23 protein-coding genes are annotated in these 23,854 nt (G+C 44.3%); 1 reads left to right on the forward strand and 22 read right to left on the reverse strand.

The window, feature by feature from the left end; translation table 11 throughout:
* Positions 1-96 precede the first annotated feature (96 nt).
* The 22 genes from sigE to lgt form a co-directional block, all read right to left on the reverse strand.
* The gene (gene sigE, locus B9A22_RS19640) at positions 97-834 is read right to left on the reverse strand and encodes an RNA polymerase sporulation sigma factor SigE (RefSeq protein WP_084577644.1); all 738 of its coding nucleotides are present in this window, start codon (positions 832-834) and stop codon (positions 97-99) included.
* A complete protein-coding gene (locus B9A22_RS19645) occupies positions 813-1,745 on the reverse strand; it encodes a sigma-E processing peptidase SpoIIGA (protein WP_084577645.1) in 933 nt (310 codons plus the stop codon). The genes sigE and B9A22_RS19645 overlap by 22 nt, the downstream gene beginning before the upstream one ends.
* Before the next feature lie 206 nt (positions 1,746-1,951).
* Complete coding sequence (gene ftsZ, locus B9A22_RS19650; RefSeq protein WP_084577646.1) at positions 1,952-3,001, reverse strand: cell division protein FtsZ; 1,050 nt, start codon at positions 2,999-3,001, stop codon at positions 1,952-1,954.
* Positions 3,002-3,028: 27 nt separating this feature from the next.
* On the reverse strand, positions 3,029-4,222 hold the full coding sequence (ftsA, locus tag B9A22_RS19655) for a cell division protein FtsA (RefSeq protein ID WP_176215619.1): 1,194 nt from the start codon (positions 4,220-4,222) through the stop codon (positions 3,029-3,031).
* A gap of 159 nt (positions 4,223-4,381) precedes the next feature.
* On the reverse strand, positions 4,382-4,711 hold the full coding sequence (locus B9A22_RS19660; protein WP_084577648.1) for a small basic family protein: 330 nt from the start codon (positions 4,709-4,711) through the stop codon (positions 4,382-4,384).
* A gap of 1 nt (position 4,712) precedes the next feature.
* The gene (locus B9A22_RS19665) at positions 4,713-5,405 is read right to left on the reverse strand and encodes a DUF881 domain-containing protein (protein ID WP_084577649.1); all 693 of its coding nucleotides are present in this window, start codon (positions 5,403-5,405) and stop codon (positions 4,713-4,715) included.
* Between the two features lie 26 nt (positions 5,406-5,431).
* Positions 5,432-6,178 carry a cell division protein FtsQ/DivIB gene (locus tag B9A22_RS19670; RefSeq protein ID WP_084577650.1) on the reverse strand — a complete coding sequence of 249 codons (747 nt, stop codon included), beginning with the start codon at positions 6,176-6,178 and terminating at the stop codon, positions 5,432-5,434.
* 103 nt (positions 6,179-6,281) lie between these two features.
* Positions 6,282-7,211, reverse strand: coding sequence for a D-alanine--D-alanine ligase (locus B9A22_RS19675; protein ID WP_084577651.1), 930 nt, complete (start codon positions 7,209-7,211; stop codon positions 6,282-6,284).
* 13 nt (positions 7,212-7,224) lie between these two features.
* Positions 7,225-8,478: a UDP-N-acetylglucosamine 1-carboxyvinyltransferase gene (murA, locus tag B9A22_RS19680; RefSeq protein ID WP_084577652.1), complete on the reverse strand. Its 1,254-nt coding sequence runs from the start codon at positions 8,476-8,478 to the stop codon at positions 7,225-7,227.
* Positions 8,479-8,550: 72 nt separating this feature from the next.
* Positions 8,551-9,930 (reverse strand): UDP-N-acetylmuramate--L-alanine ligase, encoded by a 1,380-nt coding sequence (gene murC / locus B9A22_RS19685; protein WP_084577653.1) that lies wholly within the window; start codon positions 9,928-9,930, stop codon positions 8,551-8,553.
* Between the two features lie 135 nt (positions 9,931-10,065).
* Positions 10,066-11,193, reverse strand: coding sequence for an undecaprenyldiphospho-muramoylpentapeptide beta-N-acetylglucosaminyltransferase (gene murG, locus B9A22_RS19690; RefSeq protein WP_084577654.1), 1,128 nt, complete (start codon positions 11,191-11,193; stop codon positions 10,066-10,068).
* A 17-nt stretch (positions 11,194-11,210) separates the two neighbouring features.
* Positions 11,211-12,314: a stage V sporulation protein E gene (gene spoVE / locus B9A22_RS19695; RefSeq protein WP_084577655.1), complete on the reverse strand. Its 1,104-nt coding sequence runs from the start codon at positions 12,312-12,314 to the stop codon at positions 11,211-11,213.
* A 13-nt stretch (positions 12,315-12,327) separates the two neighbouring features.
* The gene (gene murD, locus B9A22_RS19700) at positions 12,328-13,695 is read right to left on the reverse strand and encodes a UDP-N-acetylmuramoyl-L-alanine--D-glutamate ligase (RefSeq protein ID WP_084577656.1); all 1,368 of its coding nucleotides are present in this window, start codon (positions 13,693-13,695) and stop codon (positions 12,328-12,330) included.
* A gap of 1 nt (position 13,696) precedes the next feature.
* Complete coding sequence (mraY, locus tag B9A22_RS19705) at positions 13,697-14,671, reverse strand: phospho-N-acetylmuramoyl-pentapeptide-transferase (protein WP_084577657.1); 975 nt, start codon at positions 14,669-14,671, stop codon at positions 13,697-13,699.
* 22 nt (positions 14,672-14,693) lie between these two features.
* Complete coding sequence (locus tag B9A22_RS19710; RefSeq protein ID WP_084577658.1) at positions 14,694-16,076, reverse strand: UDP-N-acetylmuramoyl-tripeptide--D-alanyl-D-alanine ligase; 1,383 nt, start codon at positions 16,074-16,076, stop codon at positions 14,694-14,696.
* The gene (locus tag B9A22_RS19715) at positions 16,069-17,580 is read right to left on the reverse strand and encodes a UDP-N-acetylmuramoyl-L-alanyl-D-glutamate--2,6-diaminopimelate ligase (RefSeq protein WP_084577659.1); all 1,512 of its coding nucleotides are present in this window, start codon (positions 17,578-17,580) and stop codon (positions 16,069-16,071) included. The genes B9A22_RS19710 and B9A22_RS19715 overlap by 8 nt, the downstream gene beginning before the upstream one ends.
* An 87-nt stretch (positions 17,581-17,667) precedes the next feature.
* Complete coding sequence (locus tag B9A22_RS19720) at positions 17,668-19,755, reverse strand: stage V sporulation protein D (RefSeq protein WP_084577660.1); 2,088 nt, start codon at positions 19,753-19,755, stop codon at positions 17,668-17,670.
* A gap of 26 nt (positions 19,756-19,781) precedes the next feature.
* Positions 19,782-20,237, reverse strand: coding sequence for an FtsB/FtsL family cell division protein (locus tag B9A22_RS19725; protein WP_084577661.1), 456 nt, complete (start codon positions 20,235-20,237; stop codon positions 19,782-19,784).
* Positions 20,238-20,275: 38 nt separating this feature from the next.
* Positions 20,276-21,217 carry a 16S rRNA (cytosine(1402)-N(4))-methyltransferase RsmH gene (gene rsmH / locus B9A22_RS19730; protein WP_084577662.1) on the reverse strand — a complete coding sequence of 314 codons (942 nt, stop codon included), beginning with the start codon at positions 21,215-21,217 and terminating at the stop codon, positions 20,276-20,278.
* Positions 21,218-21,243: 26 nt separating this feature from the next.
* Positions 21,244-21,675 carry a division/cell wall cluster transcriptional repressor MraZ gene (gene mraZ / locus B9A22_RS19735; protein ID WP_084577663.1) on the reverse strand — a complete coding sequence of 144 codons (432 nt, stop codon included), beginning with the start codon at positions 21,673-21,675 and terminating at the stop codon, positions 21,244-21,246.
* Between the two features lie 155 nt (positions 21,676-21,830).
* The gene (locus B9A22_RS19740) at positions 21,831-22,661 is read right to left on the reverse strand and encodes a polysaccharide deacetylase family protein (protein WP_084577664.1); all 831 of its coding nucleotides are present in this window, start codon (positions 22,659-22,661) and stop codon (positions 21,831-21,833) included.
* Positions 22,648-23,469 (reverse strand): prolipoprotein diacylglyceryl transferase, encoded by an 822-nt coding sequence (lgt, locus tag B9A22_RS19745; RefSeq protein ID WP_084577665.1) that lies wholly within the window; start codon positions 23,467-23,469, stop codon positions 22,648-22,650. Before lgt ends, B9A22_RS19740 begins: the two co-directional genes overlap by 14 nt.
* Positions 23,470-23,642: 173 nt before the next feature.
* Between lgt and B9A22_RS19750 the strand changes: the two genes are divergently transcribed.
* Positions 23,643-23,840 carry a DUF1858 domain-containing protein gene (locus B9A22_RS19750; protein WP_084577666.1) on the forward strand — a complete coding sequence of 66 codons (198 nt, stop codon included), beginning with the start codon at positions 23,643-23,645 and terminating at the stop codon, positions 23,838-23,840.
* Positions 23,841-23,854: the final 14 nt, after the last annotated feature.

The raw sequence follows: 23,854 nt of genomic DNA on the forward strand, positions 1-23,854 counted from the left end.
AAAAAAAATTAAACAGTCTTAGTCCGATGGAGTTTCGGACCAAGACTGCTTAAACTTTTCTTTTTTGCTCTGTCTACTTGACAGGGGGCACTTCATTCATTCCATGCGGCTAATTTCTTTGCGTAAACGTTTTATGATTCTTTTTTCCAACCGAGAGATATACGATTGAGATATTCCCAGCATATCGGCTACTTCTTTTTGTGTGCGCTCATTACCGTCATCATTAAGGCCAAACCTAAGTTCCATAATTCGCCGTTCCCGTCCTGATAATTTACTCATGGCTGCATAGAGCAGGGTTTTATCCACTTCTTCTTCAACAGATTTATAAATTATATCATTATCTGTCCCTAAAACATCGGACAACAACAGCTCATTGCCATCCCAATCAATGTTAAGCGGCTCATCAAACGACACTTCAGCCCGAGTCTTACTATTGCGGCGCAAATACATTAGAATTTCATTCTCAATACAACGAGAAGCATATGTGGCTAGTTTAATTTTTTTAATGGGATCAAACGTGTTTACCGCTTTAATTAGCCCAATCGTACCTATGCTTACCAAATCTTCGACACTTACTCCGGTATTTTCAAACTTACGTGCAATATAGACAACAAGCCGAAGATTCCGCTCAATAAAGACACTTTTGACAGACTTATCACCTTTTTGTAAACGATTAAGCAAAAATACCTCTTCATCGCTTGATAGCGGCGGTGGTAAAATCTCTGCACTACCTACGTAAAATACTTCGTCTGGCTTAAGCCAGCCGATAACTTGGAGAAATGATATCACCTTAAGCTTAACATATAGTTTAACTATCGACCAGGTAATGCGCATATCCCCGCCTCCTTTGTCATATTTATCCCATTAATTAGCGCAGGGTGTAATAGCGCCTGACAATTACGATCACCAGTAAATAAGCCATCATAGATACCGAGAAGTACATTGGCTGTCTGAGCCAGGCCATACTCGGTTACCACGGTAATACTGTCAGGTCTAAATCCCAAAATCATATTCCGGCTGCCGACAGATTGATAGGGAATAATTTCTATTCTTGCTAGCCAGGCTGAATCTTGACATTGATCAAGATTAGCCAACCATGCACCAGGGCTGTTTCTGATCAAAAATTCGGCCGCCTCTGAGCTAAGCAGGCGAAGTGATGCCTGGCAAGTTAAAAGAACGACAGGTTTGTGCCCCAACAGCGAATACAGTCCATTACCAGTATCAAGCATACCGGTTATCTCTATAGCCCGCCCACCATACTCTATTCTTGCTTTATATAAAGTCTGGCGACGATACATTCTCCCAAGCATTTGTTTAACAAGAAGCAGGATGAGTATTAACGCAATAACACTGCCTATCGCTAAATTACCCCATGATAAATCAATGTCATGAGTAATACCGTTAGGTGCCCCGGTCTGAACAAAATACAGCCAGCCCAACACAGATCCACCCAAAATAAATGAAACAATAAAAAAAGTACCGACAAGTATTAATGTTATCTTTAACGACTTGCAACCAAAAGCCAATGAGATTATAATTACTGAGGCCAACAGCTTTCCTGGAATCGTATACAGCATTGCCATTTCTGGCAATATTCCAGCTAATACATAGATCCCCCCCATCAAAGACGCCAGCAACAAGCGTTTCCACTGAAATGTAATTCCTGCAGCATAAGCTGTTAAAACTAAAATGACACTATTCATGATGAAATTAATCAATAGTACCATATCAGCATAAATATACACTGGTTATACCTTCCTAATGTGGAATTTTATTCCATAAAGATAACTGCTACATAGCAATATATGCTTCAGCTAAAATCACTATTCCCATTATAACAAGCATCTTTTTAAAATTATGTAATTTCTTGCCCTATAAACAATTCCAAAAATAGACAACAAAAACCCAGCTCATAACAGAGCTGGGTTTTTGTTGTCCTGTTTAGCCGCTGCTAGCGGCGCATCCAGGCTGGGATATCTAAGTCTCTACTTTTAAACGGTTCAATAACCGGACTTTCATGCCTACCTTCACTTGCCTTTAACAATGGCTTAGGATCGAAACCGGTAGCAATAACAGTTACCCTCACTTGATCTTCAAAACGCTCATCGATGGTGGCACCGAATATAATTGTCGCTTCCGGATCTGCTGCCCTAGCAATAATATCAGCCGCTTCATTTACTTCAAACAGCGTTGTGTTAGGACCACCAGTGAAGTTTAAGAGCACGCCTTTAGCACCGTCAATTGACATTTCCAGAAGAGGGCTCCTGATAGCCGCTTCAACGGCTGCAATTGAGCGGTTATCGCCTGTGCCGAAACCAATACCCATCAGTGCTGAGCCAGCATCACTCATAATGGTCTTAACATCTGCGAAGTCAAGATTTATAAGCGCTGGCACGGCAATGAGATCAGATATGCCCTGAACGCCTTGACGGAGCACATCATCAACAATTTTAAAAGCATCCATAATTGAGGTGCGCTTGTCAACAACCTGTAATAAACGGTCATTAGGAATGGTTATTAGAGTATCCACTTTTTCTTTAAGTTTAGCAGTTCCCCGTTCGGCCTGCTGCTGACGTTTGCGGCCTTCGAAAGTAAATGGTTTAGTCACAACGCCAACCGTAAGGGCGCCTACTTCTCTGGCACATTCGGCAACTACCGGCGCTGCACCTGTACCTGTACCACCGCCCATGCCGGCAGTGATAAATACCATGTCCGCACCTTTTAGAACTTTAATGATATCTTCCCGGCTTTCTTGGGCCGCTTTTTCGCCAATTTCTGGATTAGCTCCCGCGCCTAAGCCTTTTGTCAGTTTTTCGCCAATCTGAATACGATAGGCAGCCTCTGAGCCAATTAATGCCTGTGCATCTGTATTAACAGTAATAAATTCAACGCCTTGCAGGCCAGCTCCAATCATGCGGTTTACCGCATTATTACCGCCTCCGCCTACGCCAATAACTTTTATCGAAGCAAATTGATCCAAATCCATATCAAATTCCAGCATTACTAAGTTTTCCTCCTTCAATATCTATCAAATTTTCAATAGTCTTTTAGCTTTATGAACAAACACGTTCCATGCACTTCGTTCGGTAGCCAGCTCACTTGCCGCGACTTTGGCACCGTGTTTTATAATGCCATAACACACAGTATTAGCTGGATGTACATATTCAACAGCCAGGCGTTCGGGTTTTACCGTTTCGGTATGTATTTGAAAAACTTTGGCTGCACAAGCCGCTACACTCGGCATTGCTCCGCAACCGCCGGTTAAATAAACAGATTCAAAAACTTGCCCATGGTCGGAGAGATGATTGTCCATCAGCGGCTTAAGATCATCGTACACCAAAGTCACAATTTCATCTACCCTGCTTTCGATAATATCATACAAAAAGTCAAAAGGAATGTGTTTATCAGTCGTTCCGTAATCATTACAGTCTAATATTACTCCCTGATTACGCAAATTAGGAGACAACCGAGAATAATAGCGCTTAATCTCCTCAGCATGGGCTCGGCCAACGCTCAAACCTTGCATTAAATCACTGGTTATATAGTCACCGCCCAGCGGCAACGAAGCGGATGAGAAAAGGCGGCCGTCAGCATAGACGGAAATATCTGCAGATCCCGCACCAATATCTATAAAGATATAGTTAGACGGTTGGCCAGGCAACTCATTCTTCATGCCTTCAGCCGCCACGATACCTCCAGCGACAATACCGCTCACGCGGATACCATTCCCACTAAGTGCGTTAGTAAGATTCTGTAGTAGCGTTTTAGAAGCTGCCACAATATGAGTTTTTACTTCAAGAGCAGCTCCTGGCTGGGCTGCATTTTCTTTGGCAGGCAAAACATGAAGAACCTCATATTCATCATTTGCAACTGCAAAAACAGCTGCTTTACAAGCACGCTCCACATCAGCTCCAGTTACAGTTCCAGGTGATGCTGGTGCAACGATGCCAACACTATTTTGGGCTGTAAACATCGAGCCACTAATCCCCAGATAAATGGAGCCGGCAGTTTGGCAATCAGCTGCCATAACAACACAATCCACAGCTTGTCTGATAGAATGGGCCAAAGCGTTAATATCAGTGACGAATCCTCTGGCGTATCCTGCGGTTGGAGCCGCACCACTGCCTAGTAGTTCTACACGGCCATCGGCTTCCTGCCTTCCGGCCAACACTTTGACCATACCTGTGCCGACATCAATAGCTAATATAGTTTTTTTATCCATAACTCCCTCGCAGCACAGTATTATGTTTCTTCCCAATAGCTTCAACAAAAGTAGCATTTTCCCTTTTTTTTAACCGGAAAATTTGCGCTTTTTTTTAAAAACTAACAAAAGAAAGCTTCAAAGCCGGAACACGCTCAGACAGGCTTTAAAGCTTTCACACTACTTCTTTAAGAAATACCTACGAATGATGGCCAGATTTTGAAAAATCCTTAGGCCAAAAGCCAACAGCGATACATAATACAAGTCAATTCCTAACCGGTCTCCAATATAAACTAGACCAGCCGCTAATAGTGCATTGGTGAAAAATCCTGTAATAAATACAGTATTATCAAACTTTTCTTCAATTCCAGCCCTGAGTCCACCAAATACTGAGTCTAACGATGCGAGTAATGCGACTGACATAAATTTGGCATATTCAAGTGGTACGGTAATAGGAAAAGATATACCTATAAGTAAACCTATAATAAGCCCGGTAATCGGCAATACCATGTTAGCGACCACCCTCCTGAACCGGCTTGGCGAACTCAAACCGGAAAGCACCTTTATACGCCGGAACTGTTACTCCATCTTGCTTTTTAATTGTTACTTGAATCCCCCAAAATTGCAATGTCTCAATTACACCACCGCGCATTTTAAGCGCGTTTTCGAGCGTTGTCGGCTCTCCTATAGCCCGAACCTCATAAGGCGGCGAATAACGTGAATTATTTACCGACAGTGTCGGACCAGCGCAGCGAACTTCTGAACTGGCAATCAGTCGTTGCTCGTTAATAGATATTGCTTCCGCGCCTGCGGCCCAAAGTTCATTAATGACTTTTAGGATATCGTCATCATGGATTAAATATAAATTGGGGTTTTCTCCCGGTTTAGAAGGGCGCTTGCTGTCATCAATAGTTACAATAATTCCTGGGCCTTCTACAGCCACTACGCCAGCTCCCATCCTTACCATCTCAAATTCCTTAGACGCTGCTTCCGCACCAGAAGTACGTTTTAACTCCTGAACCTGGTTAATAAGCGCGTCCCGTTCTTTTTCGGTCTGGCTCAACCGTTGAGACAAGTCTTCCACCCGTTGGAATGGAATGCTTGATCTAATATCCTGAGTGGTACGAAATTGTACCGCCAGCATAATACCCAACACAACACAGACCAGGGCAATCGCAAACTGCCCTTGTTTAATAGGTAGCAAAATATCGTCTCCTTTCAAATTATCCCTTATCTGTCACGTATTTTAATAATCGGCGATGTATAATTAAGATCTACGTATTCAACAGCCATCTTTTTCGCTAAGATTTCCTGTAAAATCTCGCCTGTCAGCCTTGCCTTCTCTGTAAGGCGTTGGCTATCGCCCACACGGATGTAGACTGACTCAGTCGTATATGCAACAAGCTCGTCCGGCGACTTAATATTAACCTCAGACAGTTGGTTTAGAGCAGTTTCATCCAGCGCAGCAAGATAGGTTAAGACACTGGCAAGCCCAGGATTATTCACCTGGTCACCTACATATACGTTTCCCAATCGAACCCCTGTAATAACCGGAACTTTTACCTGCTTTAGATTTTTTAAAGCAGCCAAGACCACACCTTGGCGGTCAATTTCGACAAAACCATATTGACTGGCGACAAAGGCCAGCGGCTGACGCTCCTTAATCTGAATAGCAATGGTAGCAGGGAAATTCCGTTCTACCTTGACTTCGGCCACGCGGAGGTCATTCATCAGCCTGTCCCTTATGTTATCAGTTTTTAGCCTAAAAATATTTACCTTTTCGGGGATGTCGGCAACGCGTAACACTTCTTCAACTGTTATATACTTATTTCCCTCTACCAATACTGTTCCAACGGTAAAATAAGGAGATTTAATAAACAAAAAAAATGCTATCAGCAATGCTAAAGCCGCCAGCCAGACCGCTAATATAGAACTCCGCCGCCGCCTAGCCTCTCTCAAGCGTTCTGCTGTCTGCATACTATCACTCCTGTGGACATCTTCTGCAGTAATTATACACTGGATTGTCTTTTAATGAAATAAAAAATTGGGCCGCATCTATCGACACTGCCCAAAACACCTTCTACTCAGCGGTCATCAGGAGAATCCGCTCACATAAATCGGCAAAACTTATGCCGACAGCGGCTGCCGCTTTAGGTACCAGGCTGGTAGCTGTCATACCAGGAATGGTATTGACTTCCAGAACGTAAGGTTTGTTATTACTATCAAGCATTACGTCAACTCGACCAATCCCGCGGCAGTTTAACAGCTTATACGCCTCAAGCGCGACTTGCTGCACATAGCTGGCAACCTCAGCCTCTAATCTAGCCGGAACAATATATTCAGTGGCTCCTTTGGTGTATTTTGAGCTATAATCATACCGCCCTGACTCAGGCACTATCTCGATAATAGGCAGTGCTTCTGGCTGGTCAGTACCTAATATAGAAATTGTCAACTCTTTCCCCTTAATAAATTCCTCAACAACAATGTGGTCGCTGTATTTAAAAGCTTCTTTTACGGCGAATTCGATATTTGCTGGTTCTTCAACAATTACAACACCAATGCTAGAGCCTTGGGCAGCTGATTTAACCACTACCGGCATGCCAAATTCTAACAGAATTTCACTAGCCAAATCACGCCCGGCATCATGCTTGTTATATAGGCGTGATCGCGGCGTAGGTATTCCAGCGGCAGTAAATAACCTCTTGGTTACTGCCTTATCCATAGCTACAGCACTAGCCAATACTCCAGATCCTGTGTAAGGTATTCCTAGCATTTCAAGTGTACCTTGGATCAATCCATCTTCCCCATAAAGACCATGAATAGCATTGAATACCAAATCAATCTTTTCCTTTTTTAGCTGATCGACAAAATGCCGGGGGGCCAGATCAATGCCAATGGCATTGTACCCTTTTTCCTGCAGTGCCGCCAAAATGGCCCGCCCTGTATTTAATGATACTTCCCGCTCAGCAGACGGCCCACCCATGACAACTGCAATCTTCTTATTCTTCATAAATAGTCCCCCTCTAGCTACCAGGTACCCTTACAATTTGTGCTCCCAAGCCCTGTAGTTTTTTCTCAATATTTTCATAACCGCGGTCAATGTGATACACTTGCTCAATCTCTGATGTTCCTTTAGCCGCTAGAGCCGCTAGCACTAAGGCACTACCTGCCCGTAGATCAGGAGCTGCCACTATGGCTCCCGTCAAATTTGAAACTCCGCGAATAATGGCAGTACGACCTTCCACTTTGATTTTAGCACCCATTCGAGTAAGCTCGTCAACATGCTTAAACCGATTTTCAAAAATAGTTTCAGTAATAATGCTGGTCCCCTTGGCAATGCTAACCAGGGATAGCATTGGCGCCTGTAAGTCGGTTGGAAATCCTGGATAGGGCAGCGTCTTAATATCTACGCCTCTAAGCTCTCCTGCCTTTATCCGAATGGAATCACTGCCAGTAATTACCTGAGCTCCAATTTCCTGAAGTTTATCAGTGACTGAGAATAAGTATTCTGGAATAATGTTTTCCACTATAACATCGCCTCGAGTCATCACGCTTGCCATTAAGAACGTGCCAGCTTCAATCCGATCACACATCACAGTATGCTCGGTAGGAACAAGTTTTTGAACGCCGTCAATTCTAATGGTATCAGTACCTGCTCCGGTAATTTTTGCTCCCATCTTATTTAAGATAGCCTGCAAATCAGATATTTCCGGTTCACGCGCTGCATTGCGGATAACTGTTGCTCCTTTAGCTAGTACGGCAGCCATCATAGCATTCTCGGTAGCGCCAACGCTAGGAAAGTCAAAATTAACTTCGCCGCCAGTTAACTCTACCGCTTCTGCGTCAATAAAACCAAAACTTTCATCAACTTTTGCGCCGATTTTTTCTAAAGCTTTGATATGTAAATTAATTGGTCGTGGACCGATAGCGCAACCGCCAGGATAAGAAACTCTGACTTTACGAAATCTTCCTAACAGCGGCCCCATTAAAAATACCGAAGCCCTCATTTCCCGCATGAGATGTTCAGGTATCTCGGCCTTGCTTACATTAGTAGTATCAATCAACATCGTGTGTTCTTGCCTGGATATTTTAGCTCCAAGAAGAGTCAATATATCCTGCATGGCTTGGATGTCGCGCAAATAAGGAACATCATGAATAACGCTGACCCCTGAACATAAAAGCGTTGCTGCCATAATTGGTAATGTAGCGTTTTTAGCCCCGCTTACTCGGACACTGCCACATAGTTGTACTTCTCCTGTGACGATAAATTTCTCCATCGTCTTCCCTCCCAGACAAGTACAATCACCCTCTAACTTTATATATCTAATCTCTAATAGAAATACTACGCATTACTCTTGACACATTAACTTTTCAACTAATTCTTCCCCTGATAAGTAAATATTACCAGCACCCATAGTCATCACTAAATCTCCGGGCTCAACAATTTCAGCTAGATACCGAGCAATTTTATCTTTGTCCGGTATATAAGTAACGCGCTGATTAGTTTGCCGTTCAACCTCATCCTTGAGTGTCTCACCGCTAATCCCTGGAATAGGCTGCTCTCCAGCTGAGTAAACATCGGTAAGAATCAGCATGTCGGCTGGAGCAAACGCACTGCCGAACTCCTGGCGCAAAAACTGGGTACGTGTATACCGATGCGGTTGAAAGACGCAAATTAACCGCTTAGGTTCTGTTTGACGCGCTCCCAGCAAAGTTGTGGTAATCTCCGTAGGATGATGGGCATAATCATCCACTACCCAAACACCGTTTACCCGCCCTTTGGACTGAAACCGGCGTTTGGCCCCCTGAAACTGGCTGAGCCCTTCAGCAATTTGCGAAAAACTTAGTCCTACTTCAAGACCTACAGCCACAGACGCCAAGGCATTCGCCACATTGTGCATCCCGGGAACAGAGATTCTAGCCGTACCTAAAAATTCATCTCGGTTGTACACATCAAAGATTGTAACCGGACCGTCAGATTTTATATTACGCGCGATATAATCTGCATCATGTTCAAGTGCATAAGATACATAGCGCCTTTCAAGCTTGGGTGCCATATTCCTTACATAAGCATTATCAAAACATAGAACGGCTAATCCGTCAGCTGGATCAATCTTATGTAGGAAATCATCAAAAGTGCGTAATATATTATCCATGGTCTTGTAGTAATCCATGTGATCGTTTTCAATATTAGTTACGACAGCAATATGTGGTGAAAGTTTCAAAAAAGAGCCATCGCTTTCATCGGCCTCAGCTACTAAGAATGGGCCATGACCGAGTTTTGCACTACCGCCTATTGATTCTAACTCGCCGCCAATGATTATGGTCGGATCAATGCCTGACTTCTCAAGCATAAGGGCAATCATCGATGTGGTTGTGGTCTTGCCATGAGCGCCGGCTACAGCTATTCCCTGACGTTTGGACATAAGAAATGCCAGTACATCAGCCCGGTGATATACAGGAATCTCCTTATCCCGCGCGGCTTTAACCTCTGGATTTATTTCAGGGATAGCGGTAGAAACAACTACAGCTTGACTATCGCCGATATTTTCATAATTATGACCAAGATACACCGTTGCACCTGCCTGCTCAAGTTTAGCGGTAACAGCTGATCTTTGCGCATCAGAGCCAGAAACAGCATAACCCAAATCAAGCAAGACTTTAGCAATGGCGCTCATTCCTGAGCCACCTATACCAATAAAGTGAATTTTTTTGATGTCATTTAACAACAGAATTTCTCCCCTTTCTTGCGCACCCCGTCTCCGATGTAGCGCATCTGGCAGAAAGAGCTGCTTAAAAAACTACCCGGCTGCCGCTCTGGCATACCTTAGTGTATGCGTTGCCCACATCCGGTGTTACCTTTTTTATTTGCTTTGCAGCTTTACTAGGCTGAGCGCCAACCGAGCGATTGCTTCTGCCGCCTGAGGCCGACCTAACCCTCTGCTCTTTCCTGCCATATCTAACAGTACGGCCGGATTATCTATTAAATTTTCAATTGTATTGGCTAATTTAGCCCCAGTTAATTCTTTATCCGGAAAAACTTTTGCTGCGCCATAGGTTTCGAGAACTCTAGCATTAAATTCTTGATGATTTTCGGCAGCATAGGGATAAGGTATAAGTATTGCGGGAATTCCCCTAGCTGTTAATTCGGCCAATCCCACAGCTCCGGCTCGGAATATCGCTAAATCAGCGGCCGCTAAGGCTAAAGGCATATTATACAAATATGGTTTGATGATAATATTGCCATCACTGGAAAGGTCTATACCAGATTGTTTAATATTGCCAACTATGCTATTATACTCGCTTTGTCCTGTTACATGCAATATTTGAATACGTGGACTCCTGTTAAAATGTTTATAAACATCGAACATAGCATTGTTTATGCTGCGAGCACCACGGCTCCCCCCGACTACCAGCAAGGTTAGTTTATTTGGGTCTAATCCCAGTGCTGCTTGTCCCTCATTCCGAGCAGCCGACATCACTTCAGGCCGTATCGGATTACCAGTAAATACAATCTGTTCTGGCTTGTACCTCCCAAAATATCGCTCAGCTTCCTGGTATCCTACGGCAATTTTATCAACAAACCGAGATAATATTTTATTAGTTATACCTGGAATAACATTCTGCTCTTGAATCATGGTTGGTATTTTGAGCAAACTGGCAGCAAGCAGCACTGGCCCGCACACATAACCACCTGTGCCAATAACAACATCAGGCTTAAACCTTTTAATAATTTTAGCTGAACTCCATACACTGCCTGCTGTACTAAATAGTGTTCGAATGTTCTGCCAGGAAATTCGCCGCTCTAGTCCGCGCACTTCTATTGTTGAAAAATTAAACCCTTCTTTGGGAATAATGTCAGCTTCAAGCCCCTGTTTAGTTCCTATAAATAAGATTTCACAGTCATCGGTTAACTTGGCTACTTCTCTCGCGATAGTAATGGCGGGGTAGATGTGACCACCTGTTCCCCCGCCAGAAATAATCAGTCGCATATGTTTGCCCCCTAGCTTCATTTCATGCTGACATACTGGGATACGTTGAGGAGAATACCTACCCCTGCAAGTGTAAAAATCAGGGCAGAACCGCCAAAACTAATAAACGGCAATGGTATTCCGGTTACCGGCATGGATGCTGTAACTACCGCAATATTCATCAGTGCCTGCAAAACAATTATACTCGTTATTCCGCCGGCCAACAAACTACCATAAATATCTGGCGCGGAAATAGCAATTTTAAACCCTCGCCATGCAAATAAAAAAAACAATATTATCACAGTAGCGGTACCAATAAAACCGAGTTCTTCACCCAAAATAGCAAAGATAAAATCAGTATGAGGCTCAGGCAGATACAAAAACTTTTCTCTGCTGCGCCCTAAACCAACACCAAACAGGCCGCCAGAACCAATAGCGTATAACGACTGGATGATATGGTAGCCGCTATTTAACGGATCAGCCCACGGATCGCTAAATGCCAGCAGCCGTTTTAGACGATATGGTTCAGCAATAATGGCAGCAACTATACCTGCAACACCTACGGCGCCTAATGAACCTAAATGTGATAATTTAGCACCTGCAGCAAATAGAAGAATAAACACTGTGCCGCCGATAACAAGCGCTGTACCTAAATCTGGTTCTTTCAAAATGAGACCGAACACTACTAAAAGCATTAGTAATTGCGGAACGACTCCCTTAATAAAATATCCAATTTTATCCTGGGATCTTGCCAAACTATTAGCGGTAAAGAGCACCATGCTCAATTTTGCGATCTCTGATGGTTGTAGATACAATGAACCGAAACCCAACCAACGTCTTGCACCATTAACTACTTTACCTAACCCTGGGATGAGGACAAGCACTAATAAAATAAGGGTAATTATCATAGTAGGTTTTGCCAGTTTGCGCCAAACGTGATAATCAATATTCATTGTGAGCAGCATGGCCAGCAATCCTAGTGTGGCCCAAATCATCTGGCGTTTTAGAAAGTAGTAGCTGTCATTATAGTTGACATACGCGGAAACCGCACTAGAACTATAAACCATTACAATCCCAAACCCCAACAAACCAATAATGGCAAAAAAGATGACATAATCGGGCGACTTAGGTCTAACTGCCAATCTCGCTCCCCCCTTAACCTAACCGACGCACTAAATCTTTAAATATGTTCCCCCGTTCTTCGTAATTATTGAACATATCATAACTAGCGCAAGCTGGCGATAAAAGAACCACGTGCGGCGATTGAGCCAATTTGTGAGCCAGCGTCACTGCCTCGGCAAACGAAGCTGTTTTATGAATGTTTCTCACACTATGTTGAACTGCAGACTCTGCAAAGCGCTCTTGAGCTTCTCCTAATAAAATTAAATGGTCAACCCGCTCTTTAACTAGCTTCATAAATTCCGTTAAATCAGTATTCTTATCGCGCCCTCCGGCAATCAGGATAATATGACTCGGAAAAGCCTCTAGCGCTTTTATTGATGATTCTGGATTAGTGGCTTTAGAATCATTGTAATAGGCTACACCGGCAATCTCAGCCACAGGCTCAATACGATGCTCAACGCCCGGGAATACTTTGAGAACTTCAGCCATATTTGCAGGATCGACTCCAGCAAAATAAGCAATCGCACAGGCAGCTAACGCATTCTCCACATTATGGCCGCCTTTTATTCTAATATCATTAACGGTACAGATATCAATAACTTTTCCTTCCCATTTCAGCCTGATCGCTCCGCTTTCAACAAAAATACCGGATTCCAGACGCTGCCGACGACTGAAATAGAGTACTTTGCCAGGCGCCCGTTTGGCCATCTCTCGCACAACGACATCATCATAGTTGAGAATTAAGTAATCATTCACCTGCTGATTGGCAAATACCCGTTCTTTCATTTCCTGATAAACTGCCATGGTATGATGTCTATCTAAATGATCTGGGGTGAGATTTAGGATTGCCGCAATATGTGGCCTAAACTTGATAGCCCCCTCAAGCTGGAAGCTTGATATTTCAGCAACTACAAAACCATCTGCTCCAGTCTCAAGTGCCTGCTCTGACAGCGCTGCACCGATATTGCCACCTACAGATACCTGATGACCTGTAGTCTTAAGCATCTCACCAAGGAGTGTTGTTGTTGTTGTTTTGCCGTTGGTACCGGTAATTGCAACTATAGGTGCATTGCTCAGCCGGTACGCCACCTCTACTTCACTCATAACGGTAATCCCACGCCCTTGAGCAGCGGCAACAAGGGGTATATATATAGATATCCCCGGTGACATTACCAAATAATCCATACCGACCAGTAGTTCTTCATTCTGATTCCCCAGTGCCAAAACAACACCGGCTTCTTTTAATTGAGAAAAATCTTTGTTAATTGTATCGGCGGACTTGGCGTCACTTAAAGTAACATGTGCGCCTAACTGCCGCAAAATATATGCTACTGAAATTCCGCTGACCCCAGCGCCTAACACCAATATATTCTTATTGGCGAATTCTGTCTGTTTACTCATTTTACATACCTCCTGCCCGGCTCACCGCCAATACGCTTAACGCCACAGCCGCAAACACTGCGCCAGTCAGCCAGAATACGGTCACCACTTTGGTCTCCGACCATCCAGATAATTCAAAATGATGATGAATTGGACTCATTTTAAAAACTCGCTTACCGGTTGACTTAAATGAGATGACTTGAATAATGACTGACAGCGCTTCAATAACAAACACACCACCAACAATAACCAGCAAAAACTCGGTTTTGGTCATTACAGCGACTGCTGCCAGCGCCCCGCCCAGGGCCAACGAACCGGTATCTCCCATAAAAACTTTGGCCGGATGCGCATTGTACCGTAAAAACCCCAGACACGCTCCAGCCAAAGCTACGCAAAAAACAGCCAGATGAGGTTTTCCAAAATAAAGAGCGATTACTGCATAAGCCAAAGCGGCTACAGTTGTTGTGCCTGCCGCCAAACCATCAAGACCATCAGTAAGATTAACCGCATTGGTAGTACCGACAAGTACAAGAAAGATCATTAGATAATATAAGGCCCCAAAGTCAACATTAATCCCCAGAACAGGTATCCATAAATCTGTACCGCGGCCAAAGTAAATACTGGCAATATAGGAAAGGGCCACAGCCATAATAATTTGTCCTAATAATTTCTGTCGGGCCTTAAGGCCCAATGAGCGTTTAAGTACCACTTTGATAAAATCATCCAAAAAACCAATTAAGCCATGGCCTAATGTAACAAATAAGGCTAATAACACTTCAGGGTTTTTGCCTGCAAAGACAAGGCTGGGAATAACAAGAGCCACTAAAATCAGCACCCCGCCCATGGTGGGTGTACCCGCTTTGGCATAATGGCGTTCTGGCCCCTCTTGTCTGATGCTTTGCCCAAATTTCAGCCGCCTTAGCATGGGAATAATGAGCGGCCCCGCTATTATCGCAATGGCAAACGCCATCACGGCAGCATACAACAATTCCTGCATGGTAACCTCCTGTATTGGCTCGCTATAGCAGCGATGTATCGTTAAATGTTTCCAGCATCGTTTCCATTTTCATGCCGCGGGAGCCTTTAATCAAGATATAGTCACCAGGATTCATCAGACCGCGTAACGCCTCTATCGCCTCCTTGTGGCCGGTAAAAGCGTGGGTTACTGTAACCCCATACTCATGGGCAGCAGCGGCAATATGCTTTGATAACTCTCCGACAGTCAGTACAACCTCAATTCCTTGCTCTGCAGCTTGCCGGCCAATCCGGCGATGTGCCTCAATTGCCGCATCACCAAGTTCCAGCATATCACCTAGTACAACGATCTTACGGCCTTTGCTAATATCTGATAAAGTATTAAGTGCGGCAGCCATAGATAACGGGCTGGCATTATATACATCGTTAATAACAGTATACTCTCCATATTTTTTTATCTCAAGCCGCATTGCGCCAGAAACGAAACTGCCGATACCCATTTTTATTTCGCTAGGTTTTAATCCTAATTCCCACCCGACAGCAATTGCCGCCAAGGCATTATAAACATTATGTGTACCCACCGTATGCAAAACAACAGGAAAAGTACCGCGTGGGCTGCAGCAGTCAAAGGTAGTGATCCATTCACCATTTTCCCCAGTGGTAATGTTCTCGGCCCGGACAAAGGCTCCAGGGTTTAAGCCGTAAAGTACTACCCGTCCTTGAGACTTATCTTTCATTGCCCGTACATGGGGATCATCCGCATTGAGTACAACTAAATCATCATGGACTATTGCTTCAACCAGTTCGGCTTTAGCCTCAGCAATATTTTCAATTGAACCCAAGATTTCCATATGGGTTTCACCCACATTAGTGACTACGCCCACGGTAGGTAAGGCTATCCCGGCCAGCTCACGAATTTCCCCTTGAGCTCGCATACCCATCTCAACTACGGCGGCTTCATGGCCTGATTCAAGTTTTAACAAAGTCAGCGGCAACCCAATTTCATTATTAAAGTTAGCCTCAGTCTTAAGCACGTTAAACCTGCTAGACAGCACCGCTGCTAGCATATCTTTTGTTGTTGTTTTACCGTTAGAGCCAGTTACACCGATTACAGGAATATAATACCGTTTACGGTGAAACCTTGCTAAATCCTGCAAGGCAACCAGGGTATTGTTTACCTCTATTACCTGAGCCTGTTCAGGCAGATGTACAGACCTGCTGACAACGACCCCAACTGCCCCCTTACTGACAGCCTGAGCCACAAACTCATGCCCATCAAAATGCTCACCAACTAGAGCAATAAACAAATTGCCAGGCTGTACAGTCCTGGTATCGGTGGAGATTCCTCGGAAAAACTTGCCACCTGACCCCCTAGTTAGGCGACCGCCAGTAGCCTTTAAGACCTCAGTTAAACTAAAATCAGCCATTTATTCTCATCTCCCTAATGACTTCACGCGCTACCTGCCGGTCATCAAAATCAATTGTTCTGTCTTTTAGAATCTGGTAAGTTTCGTGACCTTTGCCGGCAATGAGTATAACATCCTGCGGCTCAGCCAGTTGCAACGCCTGCGTGATGGCCTGACGTCGATCTGGAGTTATTTTATAGCTTTTATCCGAACATGCTATACTGCTCAAGCCATCCCTAATCCCCACTTCGATATCTGCCAGAATTTTTTCGGGATCCTCGCTGCGGGGATTGTCAGATGTCGCCAGCACTATATCACCATATTGAGCAGCAAGTTTACCCATAATCGGACGCTTGGTACGGTCACGGTCACCACCGCAGCCAAACACTACGATAATCCTGCCTTTGGCAAACTGCTTAGCCGTCTTAAGCACATTTTCCAAACCATCTGGTGTATGGGCATAGTCAACAATGACAGTAAACGGTTGTCCGGCGTGCACTAACTCGAATCGCCCGGGTACACTGATAAAACTTTCGAGTGCCTGTTTGATAATCGCCGGATCAACTTTTTCTGCCAGAGCCACCCCTACTGCCGCCAACACATTATAGACATTAAACATGCCGGTAATACCAAGTTTGAGTGACATAATTCCAAATACTCCATTGATGCTGAAGCTAGAACCAGCCGCCTCAACATCAATGCTGTCAGCAGTTAACACAGCAGAACACTTTATCCCATAACTTATCACTGAGCACGCTGAATTGTTTGCCATTATTTCGCCTGCACTGTCATCAAAATTGATTACCGCTGTCTTACCTGACTTCCTGCTGCTGGGCTGGCTCAAGCGGCGAAACAATTCCGCTTTGGCGTCAATATAGTTGTCAAATGTTTGATGAAAGTCCAAGTGGTCTTGCGTCATGTTGGTGAACACACCAACGTCAAACTCACAACCAGCCACACGTTCTAGCGCCAGAGCGTGTGAAGAAACTTCCATAACCACATATTCCATACCACTGTTAACCATTTCAGCCAGCGTACTTTGCAGTTCAATAACATCTGGTGTAGTATTTTTAACTGGTAGTGCTTTATCGTCAATCAATGTCTGGATCGTTCCAATTAAGCCTACTTTGTAGCCGGCCTGCCGCAAAATGCTTCTAATTAGGTAAGTGGTCGTTGTTTTGCCATTTGTGCCAGTTACGCCAATCATTCTTAAGTTGTAACCTGGATAATCAAAAAAATACGGCACAACAGCCTGCATGGCTGCACGAGTATTATCTACTTTCATGATAGTTATATCGCCGTACGTTGTGACATCTTTCTCTACAAGCACGGCGACTGCTCCACGCTTAATAGCGTCTTCAATAAAATCATGCCCATCAACATGAACGCCGGCCAGGCAGACAAATAATGTGCCAGGAACTACTTTGCGGGAATCATGGGCAACTGCCGTAATTTCTCTATCAAGCCGCCCATGTGTGACAGCATCTGGCAATAATGCCGCTAATTGTTCTAAATTTTTAGCCATAAAATTATCCTCCTACCAACTACGGTAAAATTTGTTATATCCACTTTCCTATTCTATTTTTACCAATATCATTTATTTTAACGCCATTTACTCGAAATAGGTAGTAATAGTTGTTCCTGATAGCACTTTGCTGCCAGGCAGCGGGTCTTGTTTGATGGCTTTCCCGCTATTCCCGACCGGATTAATGGCAAGCCCAAGCTCGGCCAGCATATCTAATGCCTCGCGCGGTGGCCTCCCAGCTAAATCTGGTACAGTAACTTCACCTGCCAAATAGCGTGGGGTCATAGTATATAAAAGCACACCGCCGCCAGTCGGCATACGACTGCCAGGTTTAGGGATCTGATCAGCTATTCTATCGCCGGACTCCTCGATACGTGGGACCAAACCGGCTTTTTCTAATTCTTTTATAGCTTCAGGAACATTTAAATTAATTACACTGGGAACCAGCACATGGGTTTCTTGACTACTGGGTTTGACTATACCTGATAGCTGTGGACTCACCTTCAGATACTGCAGTACATCTTTCATTACAGCCCCAAATACCGGTGCCGCAATCTGCCCACCGTAATAGAGCCCAACAGGTTCATCAATAACAACCAGCATGGCTACCTGAGGGCTGTCAGCAGGAGCAAATCCAACAAATGAAGCAACATATTTATCAGGCAGATAACCGCCAGCTCCGACTTTTTGCGCTGTACCTGTTTTTCCAGCAATCCTGAAGCCTTCGATGTATGCATTTTTGCCTGTTCCCTGTGATACTACCGACTCTAATATTTCCTTGACTTGTTTAGTCATAGCAGGATCAAGAACCTGCCTAATGACATCAGGTTGAAACCCTCTAATGATTTGCCCGGATTTATCCTTAACTTCTCTAACAATTTGCGGCCTAAGGAGTTGACCATCATTAGCTATAGCGGCGGCGGCCGTCACTAACTGAATAGGAGTAACGGCAATACTCTGCCCGATAGACATCGTCGCAATGTTAATCGGTGTGGCTTTAGTTCGATCAATGGTAATACCCTTTGCTTCTCCTGGCAAATCAATATTGGTATGCTGCCCAAAACCAAAAGCATCTATATACCGATAAAATGAGTCGCGCCCTAAGCGCAGTCCAACATTAACAAACCCGACATTGCAGGAGTTCTGAACCACCTCGGTAAAACTCTGGCTGCCATGCCCACCATGTTTCCAACAGTGAATATTACGTCCCTGTACTTCCACTTCACCAGGGTCAAAAAATCTTTCTTCAGGTTTGACTATGTGTTCAGACATTACTGCTGACGTAGTAACAATTTTGAAGGTTGAACCAGGCTCATAGGCGTTTGAAACGGCAATATTCCTCCATAACTTTGGTGAAAAATCACTGAACTTATTAGGGTTATAATCCGGCCTATTGGCAAGCGCCAATATCCCGCCATCGCGTGGATCAATAGCAATAATGGTAGCAGCCTTAGCCTGTGTCTCTTTCATTACCCGTTCAAGTTCGCGCTCAACAATCTGCTGAACAACTACATCGATGGTAAGGTAAACATTGTGTCCTTCAATGGGTGGCACAAACCGGTGAGATGCCTGCGGTATCTCCCGCCCCCTAGCATCATACTCAATGACAACGCTGCCCGAACGGCCTTTGAGGTAACTATCAAAAGTCATTTCTACCCCATCCAGACCTTGGCTATCTATACCGTTAAACCCAAGAATATGAGCTGCCAGATTATCATGGGGATAATAACGCTGGCCTTCTTGGGTTAGACCGATGCCGGGAAGATTAAGGATTTGGACCTGGCGGGCTGTTTCTGGCTCAATTTTCCGTTTTATCCACGTAAATGCCTGGCGTTTTTTTAGTTTGTTCTTAAGATTGTCTTCATCTAACGCCAAAATAGCAGCCAGTCTGGCTGCTGTCTCTTCGGGGTTCCGTATTTCGGCAGGTATTGCGTACACAGATTCAGTACTGACACTAACCGCTAGCTCTCGGCCGTGCCGATCATAAATAATGCCTCGTTTGGCCTCAACGGGAATCTCGCGGATGCGTTGATCGACAGCACTTTCCGAAAGCCAGGCACTTTTATAAAGTTGGAGATATAGTAAGCGACCAATCAACCCCATCATAATTACCGATATGATAAGAAAAAGGCAAGCCACCCTCTTCCTGATGGTAACATGCGAAACAGATGCCACTTATTTATCTCCCCCACTCGTCTAAATTACCGCCCTTTACTCGCCTCCGCTCTGTTGACTTTGACTACGCTCAGAATCTTCTCTGCAACCCCTGTATTGCTAACCATTGCCGGCTGTGACTGACTACTCACAGCCATGGCTGCTGACGCGTAATAAGCGTTTTTAGGCACAACCATCCCCAAATCTTTTACGGCAATTTCTTCAATACGCTGCGGTGATTTTAGTTTGGCAATATCAAGGCGCAAAAGTTCATTTTCTTTCTCGACTTTTGCTACTTGGCCTTTAATTTTCACTAAATCATAGCCTGATTGAATAATAGCAGCACTCTGCATAGTTGTAACGGCAGCCATTACAGCAGCCATAATGACAAGTGTCAGGCACTTAACACGCAGTCGTTTGTCAGCTTTTTGTACAGTCTTAGGCGCAGGCGAAGCGGCTTCCTGTTCATACACATATACTTCTTGTTTTTTATGTAGTAACATTTCTATTGTTCCTCCCCACAAATTAGAACAATTTGTCGCTATAACTTTTCAGCTATTCGAAGCTTGGCACTGCGAGCGCGTGGATTATGTTCAAGCTCATCAGGTGATGGCAGCACAGGCTTGCCCAGAACCTTTACCTTGGGTTTGGTGTTGCAGACACAGATCGGCAGCTGCGGCGGACAAACGCACATTTTGGCCAATTGCTGCAAGGTCTGTTTGGCAATTCGATCTTCCAGTGAATGGAATGTTATGATCCCAATACGTCCTCCAGGTTTTAACCGTTCTACCGCTGTGCTAAAAGCATCCCGCAAGATTCCCAGTTCGTTATTGACTTCAATCCTAATTGCCTGAAATGTTCTTTTAGCGGGATGCGGGCCATCCCGCCGGGCCCCGGCAGGAATAGCCTTCTTAATAACATCTACCAGTTGGCCTGTTGTTTCAATACTGCCATTAGCCCTGTTTTCTATAACGAATTTGGCGATTCGCTTAGCCCAGCGTTCCTCACCATAGTCAGTAATAATATCTGTCAGTTGTTGCTCGCTATAGGTGTTAACAACATCATGCGCGGAAAAATCAGCATCTGGATTCATCCGCATATCAAGCGGCGCATCCTGCATATAAGAAAACCCCCGGTCGGCAACGTCGAGCTGATGGGACGAAACTCCTAGATCAAACAAAACTCCATCAACTAAGCCGGTCTCCAGACTATCAAGCACCGAGCCTAAACTCTGAAAATTGCTCTGAACAATACTTACCCGGCAACTAGCTCCTGCCAGACGTGCTCTACCGGCATGGATAGCTGCTGGATCTTGGTCTATGCCGATTAACCAGCCAGCCGGCTCCAACTGCGCAACTAGAGAAGACGAATGCCCACCACCGCCTAGCGTACAGTCTACATAGATGCCCTGCGGGTTGGTAAAAATGCCTGCAACGCTTTCTTTCAGCAGTACGCTGGTATGCTCAAATTCATATTCTTGCATTATTTAACCACTCGTTTCGGTTATAATTAAATTCCTAAATCAGCCAAGTTTTCAGCAATCTCAGCAACAGTAGGACTCACTTGCTGGTTATAATCATCCCATGCGGTTTTATCCCAGATCTCAATCCGGGTTGACACGCCGATAACGACTACATCTTTATCTAACTTCGCATATTCACGTAAGTTAGGAGGCACAAGCACTCTGCCCTGCTTATCACATTCGAGTTCAGCCGCCCCAGAAAAGAAAAACCGGACAAAGGCTCTGGCTTCCGGCTTAGCTAACGGAAGCTTCTTTAATTTTTCTTCTAGGATGGCCCACTCGCTGCGCGTATATACAAATAAACAGTTATCAAGTCCTTTGGTAGCGATAAATGTTTCTCCCAATTCTTCACGAAACCTGGCAGGAAGAATCAGCCGGCCTTTATTATCGATGGTATGCAAATACTCACCCATGAACACGGCTGTCACCACCATTGAAAAATTTAAACCACTTTAAACCACTTTAACCCACTTTTTTAGTCTATTCTGGGAAAGTAAAAAAAATCCTGCTTAAATTCAGCAGGATTCTAAAAAAACCAAAAATTGGAGACTTAAGTCCTATAAGTTTAGTATGCCTAATTTCTTATCAGTCCAAAACGCTCCAATAACGGTGCAGCATTAAGTCTGATAAAGAAACTCCGAAAAGTCTGCTGGCCTTTAAATATCGGAATGCGTTCAAGTGCATATGGATCGCTTTCTGTGCCTGCCTGACCATACCGGATAGTAAACGCCGCTTTATAACCAGCTTGCTTAACCATTTCCTCAACCTGTAAATTGTATGCGCCGGTAGGATAAGCAAAGTAACGCGCCTTAACGCCAAGCTGCTGCTCCATCTCTTTACGTGAGTCAATTAGTTCTTCCATCGCTTGCTCCCGTGATATCTTAGTGAGTGCAGCATGAGACACAGTATGTGAGCCGAAAGCAAAACCAGCTTTCTGCATTTCCCGCACTTGATCCCAGGTCATAAACCGTTCATCATGACCCACTAGGTTAGTTACCAGAAATATAGTAGCAGTAAATCCATACTTTTTCAGAATGGGATATGCGTTGGTGTAATTATCTAGATAGCCATCATCAAAAGTGATTAAAATAGGCTTTTCCGGCAGCGCCTTGCTATGATTGAGATAAGACATAAGCTGATCAGGACTAATTGTAGTAAAGCCATTTTGAGACAAATATGCTATTTGTTCTTCAAATTCCTGCGGCGGTATTGATAACGAATGATGCAGTGTATCAATCTTGTGATAGTTTAAAATTGGAACATCGGCAAGTGAGACATTGCCGGCACGGTTACTATTGCGTCCAGCCACCACAGCTGTGGTGCTTACTACAGATGATGATAAAACCAATAAAAAAATAAGACCAAGAATAATAAGACAACCCTGCCGACGGCTAATACCAACCACCGCCTCTCCTCCCCGCTATCACGGATTTAAGCCGCTTTTGTACTATGTGATTACGCCACATAAGCACTCCAGCACACACTATGGCAAGTCCGCTAACAACTTGCGCCAATCGCCAATCACCAATCATTTCACTATCAAGCCGTAATCCCTCGATTACCAGGCGTCCTGCCGAATACAAAATTATATATAACAAAAACAGGTTACCTGGTGCTGACTTTGCAGACGTTCTAGTTGTCAACCAGCTTACTGCTGCCAGTAAGATAAATACCGCTAACCCCCAACATGACTCGTATAAAAACGTGGGATGAAAGAAATCAAACTGCTCATACCCTGATGGCCGGTACGCATAATCAATATAAATACCCCAAGGAGCGTCAGTCGGATAGCCGAATGCATCCTGGTTAACGAAATTACCCCATTGACCAATAGCCTGGCCAAAAACAAGCCCTGGCGCGACTATATCAGCCCAACGCCAGAAGGAAATATTATGAACTTGAGAATAAATCCAGATAGTTAGAATTACGCCAATAAGCGCACCGTGAATAGCTAAACCTCCATGCCAAATCCGTAAAATCTCACTTGGATCAGCCGCATACATCTGCCAATTCATCGCAACATAATATATTCTGGCAGCAATGATGCCTACAGGTACACTATACAGCGTTAAATCCAGCAGTCTATCGGGCTCTTCGTTACGCAGCCGGACATGCCACCAGTTAATGATACATGCCACCAAAATAGCTAATGCCAGAATCAGACCGAACCAGCTAAAAGTAATAGTTCCGATTGAAAATGCAATTTTCCCCATGTAAACTCCTAATGCATGTCAAATTCGTATAAAAAGTAGAAAGCAGGCGATAATATTAGTATCGTGCGACATCTCTAAAATCATAATAAAGTCATGACAAGCATTAGTCAAGTATGATATAATTAATTATCTTACCAACATATTCCATACTGAACTTAAGGAGGCTGTTTACAATGACTATCACTAAAGAAATGAGCATCGTCGATGTTGTCCAAAAATATCCACAGACTGTTCAAGTATTCCGCAACTATGGCATGGGTTGCTTGGGTTGCGCTGCCGCTCGCTTTGAGAATATCGAGCAAGGTGCTTCCGCCCACGGCATTGACACAACTGCTCTGGTTGCCGACTTAAACAAAGCTGTAAGCGAATAATTTCCAAAAAAAGC

The sequence above is a fragment of the Sporomusa malonica genome (genome assembly GCF_900176355.1).
GTDB lineage: Bacteria > Bacillota > Negativicutes > Sporomusales > Sporomusaceae > Sporomusa > Sporomusa malonica.

What these genes read in the sequence shown, in the direction of transcription:
- sigE (WP_084577644.1), bottom strand. Translation starts at nt 834, where the DNA reads ATGCGCATTACCTGGTCGATAGTTAAACTATATGTTAAGCTTAAGGTG.
- ftsZ (WP_084577646.1), bottom strand. Translation starts at nt 3,001, where the DNA reads ATGCTGGAATTTGATATGGATTTGGATCAATTTGCTTCGATAAAAGTT.
- ftsA (WP_176215619.1), bottom strand. Translation starts at nt 4,222, where the DNA reads ATGGATAAAAAAACTATATTAGCTATTGATGTCGGCACAGGTATGGTC.
- B9A22_RS19660 (WP_084577648.1), bottom strand. Translation starts at nt 4,711, where the DNA reads ATGGTATTGCCGATTACCGGGCTTATTATAGGTTTACTTATAGGTATA.
- B9A22_RS19670 (WP_084577650.1), bottom strand. Translation starts at nt 6,178, where the DNA reads ATGCAGACAGCAGAACGCTTGAGAGAGGCTAGGCGGCGGCGGAGTTCT.
- B9A22_RS19675 (WP_084577651.1), bottom strand. Translation starts at nt 7,211, where the DNA reads ATGAAGAATAAGAAGATTGCAGTTGTCATGGGTGGGCCGTCTGCTGAG.
- murA (WP_084577652.1), bottom strand. Translation starts at nt 8,478, where the DNA reads ATGGAGAAATTTATCGTCACAGGAGAAGTACAACTATGTGGCAGTGTC.
- murG (WP_084577654.1), bottom strand. Translation starts at nt 11,193, where the DNA reads ATGCGACTGATTATTTCTGGCGGGGGAACAGGTGGTCACATCTACCCC.
- murD (WP_084577656.1), bottom strand. Translation starts at nt 13,695, where the DNA reads ATGAGTAAACAGACAGAATTCGCCAATAAGAATATATTGGTGTTAGGC.
- mraY (WP_084577657.1), bottom strand. Translation starts at nt 14,671, where the DNA reads ATGCAGGAATTGTTGTATGCTGCCGTGATGGCGTTTGCCATTGCGATA.
- B9A22_RS19710 (WP_084577658.1), bottom strand. Translation starts at nt 16,076, where the DNA reads ATGGCTGATTTTAGTTTAACTGAGGTCTTAAAGGCTACTGGCGGTCGC.
- B9A22_RS19715 (WP_084577659.1), bottom strand. Translation starts at nt 17,580, where the DNA reads ATGGCTAAAAATTTAGAACAATTAGCGGCATTATTGCCAGATGCTGTC.
- B9A22_RS19725 (WP_084577661.1), bottom strand. Translation starts at nt 20,237, where the DNA reads ATGTTACTACATAAAAAACAAGAAGTATATGTGTATGAACAGGAAGCC.
- rsmH (WP_084577662.1), bottom strand. Translation starts at nt 21,217, where the DNA reads ATGCAAGAATATGAATTTGAGCATACCAGCGTACTGCTGAAAGAAAGC.
- lgt (WP_084577665.1), bottom strand. Translation starts at nt 23,469, where the DNA reads ATGGGGAAAATTGCATTTTCAATCGGAACTATTACTTTTAGCTGGTTC.
- B9A22_RS19750 (WP_084577666.1), top strand. Translation starts at nt 23,643, where the DNA reads ATGACTATCACTAAAGAAATGAGCATCGTCGATGTTGTCCAAAAATAT.